The 2,599-nt window shown below is 42.9% G+C and carries 3 protein-coding genes; 1 reads left to right on the top strand and 2 read right to left on the bottom strand.

Annotation, left to right across the window (positions count from 1 at the left end):
- Positions 1 to 209: 209 nt before the first annotated feature.
- The gene (locus KDK14_RS11575; protein WP_257265277.1) at positions 210 to 512 is read right to left on the bottom strand and encodes a hypothetical protein; all 303 of its coding nucleotides are present in this window, start codon (positions 510 to 512) and stop codon (positions 210 to 212) included.
- Positions 513 to 559: 47 nt separating this feature from the next.
- On the opposite strand from KDK14_RS11575, the gene KDK14_RS11570 reads away from it, so the two are divergent.
- The gene (locus KDK14_RS11570) at positions 560 to 1,483 is read left to right on the top strand and encodes a hypothetical protein (protein WP_257265276.1); all 924 of its coding nucleotides are present in this window, start codon (positions 560 to 562) and stop codon (positions 1,481 to 1,483) included.
- 109 nt (positions 1,484 to 1,592) lie between these two features.
- Here the strand turns inward: KDK14_RS11570 and KDK14_RS11565 are convergent, their stop codons facing one another.
- Positions 1,593 to 2,270, bottom strand: coding sequence for a hypothetical protein (locus tag KDK14_RS11565; protein ID WP_257265275.1), 678 nt, complete (start codon positions 2,268 to 2,270; stop codon positions 1,593 to 1,595).
- Between the last annotated feature and the right edge of the window lie 329 nt (positions 2,271 to 2,599).

Genomic DNA, 2,599 nt, shown 5'->3' with positions numbered 1-2,599 from the left:
TTTTCGGGAAGCGGGCGGCGGGTAGCGTCTATAGAAATGTCGAAGTTATTTCAGGTCAGGTTGAGTTTGAACTTTTAATGATTTTTCCTGAAATGAAAAAGTTTGTCCTGCTGCTGAAGTTTTGTCTATTTTAAAGGCTGGATTATAGAAAAAATAATGCACAGAGGTTTGAGTTATGGACACTACTAAAGGTCAGCAATCAATTCCTGTTAATCACCAGGCAACATATCCTCAATCACAATCGCCTTTTTCACCACCAGATGCAAACGGAGACAATTCTGCACCAGCGAATTCCTTCGGATACGCTTTAAGATCAAGGGATGTCGGTATGCAGAATATGCCTCAGGCTCGCGATTACCGGGCAAATGTGGTGTCAAATCAACAGAGAAGTGTCGCCTTTCTGCCAGCTTCTCTGCCACCTTCTCTGCCACAAGGAGCTGCGTCGGCCGCCACGGTTTATCCTCAACTCTACCCGGATCTTCCTCCTCCATACCGGGATCTTCCCCCTCCATACTCCAGAGTCAATAACCAACACGGTGGGTTTGGCACTCAACCATCGATGGCCAACTCCTACCCCATGCAAAGGTTTGAGCAAGCATTTACCCCTGAGCAGCAACGTGGGATTAAAGATGTGCTTGGTGGTCCAATAAGCGGATCAACCTGGCTTGCTTATCGTCTGGCCGACCTGAAAAATTATAAAATACATTTTATCATTGATAACAGCATTTCCATGAATGAACGGGATGGCATGGTGAACCCGGAGACCGGAACTAGAATGTCCAGGCTGCAAGAGGCCACTTATCGCCTGGAGAATGTTGCAGATTTATTAGCTTATATTCCGGTAAAGGGAATAAATATTCAAAGTTTTAGCAAGAAATTCCCGCCAATAGATATCCGTGGAACACCTGCCGAAACCTCGGCGCAAATTAAGCGATGTCTACGCGAGATTGGCTCTGTTGGTAATAGACACAATTCAACGCCTCTTTTTCGTGATATGCGTGAAATTATAAGAGAGTCCGAACGCTCCGTTCAATCTCCCCCCTCTATTATCTATGTGTTTAATGACGGAGAACCCAACGACGGAGGCACTAAAGAAGATATTTATCAATTGTTGAAAGATAGAAAGGCAGAGAGGTCCCCGGTGTGTCTGGTTGCCTGTACTAGTACACCCAGTGCAATCGAGTGGATGGACGAGGCAGACGAGCAACCAAACGTACATGTTGTTGATGATTTTGAATCAGAAAGGCAACAAGTGTGGGAACACCAGGGAGAAACATTTCCTTTCACGGAAGGCTTCTATCTTATGTCTACTTTACTTGGGCCCATTGATCCGTTGTTTGATAAAGCTGATGAAAATCACATCTTTGATTTGGCTGATTACCAAGAGATTTGTGGCCGTAAAATACCACCAGAGGAGTATGAGTTATATAAACAAGAAGCTGAGCGACTACAAGGAAAGTACTATGGCTGCTCGATTTTATAGTTAATCTATTCAGATGCCCGGCGAATTATGGGGGAGTGCTATCCCCCTTGCCAAGATCTGTGAAATTAAACCGGTTTTGCAGCTCATAGACAGCATTATGAATAATTATTTATGTTAGCTTTCTTCGCTTAATTAGTGGATTGTTCGTTTCTTCTTGTGAACTTAACTTATGTTTGCTTGGGTCTTGGATTACCATGGCATTTTCCTGTGATCTGTGGGTTGTAAATCGAGCTGATCTTCGACAGCTAAAAAAGTCTGTTTCTGAGTTGGGCGCTTTTGTTACTTTACCAGTGAGGATGTTTCGGGCTGTCTCTATACCTGCAATATTATCGTATTTTTTTGAAAGGACTAATTTTTTCAGAGTTTCTCTGGTCTCATTTGTAGCGTCAATGTTCACTTTAATCGTCTCTGCAATGTTTTCAAAAAGCGCTTCGTTTATATGGCTGCATCGTCGCATCATGATACAAAAGTGTGAGACTACAATAAGTGCAGAATCATAGTCAGATTCATTAGGCAACCCGCTACTTAAATTGCCTGCTTTTGGATAAAAATTACTTGAGCAAAACTTTGAGAACTCAGTTACAGTTACGTTTTCAGGTAATTTAACGCTGAGTTCTGACTGCTTTTCACCTTGTTGCCCCGCAGGCTCTTGTGGCATGAATCTGACTGATTCTGCTTTTTTTACCCGGCTATTTTTGGTAGTTCTCGTAGCTTGCCCATGGCACTCTTTTGCCAAAGGTTGTTTGTGAGTGACAACATGATTATAAAATGAGTTGGAAATATTCATTGTATGAGAACTTTGTCAGTGATTGAAAAATAATCAACAAAGATTAGTCGTATTTTTCAGTAGAAAGTTCCATGACGGGTTAAATTTTTTTCTATTTGCTCTTATCCGGGAAAATGTTAAAAAATACATTCCTGTCAACACGTCCGACACAATACTGGCGTGAATGCCATGAAACACCATGGCAGTGCGTTACCGGCCTTTTTTTCGAACAAGCCAGAGTTGCCTGGCCAGGAGGCTGTCCGAGAATAGACTGCCCTGCGCGGCAACTGAATTGGAACCACAAATGCCCATGGCGCGTGAAAATATTTTGCGCCACCCTCAGGGATGAA

It is taken from the genome of Endozoicomonas sp. ONNA2, assembly GCF_024606365.1.
GTDB lineage: Bacteria > Pseudomonadota > Gammaproteobacteria > Pseudomonadales > Endozoicomonadaceae > Endozoicomonas.
Note: the sequence above shows the minus strand (reverse complement) of the source record. Positions and strands in the feature narration are given on the sequence as shown.

Excerpts from the sequence above, each read along its gene's own strand:
- KDK14_RS11570 (WP_257265276.1), top strand. The coding sequence starts at position 560 with ATGGCCAACTCCTACCCCATGCAAAGGTTTGAGCAAGCATTTACCCCT.
- KDK14_RS11565 (WP_257265275.1), bottom strand. The coding sequence starts at position 2,270 with ATGAATATTTCCAACTCATTTTATAATCATGTTGTCACTCACAAACAA.
- KDK14_RS11575 (WP_257265277.1), bottom strand. The coding sequence starts at position 512 with ATGGAGGGGGAAGATCCCGGTATGGAGGAGGAAGATCCGGGTAGAGTT.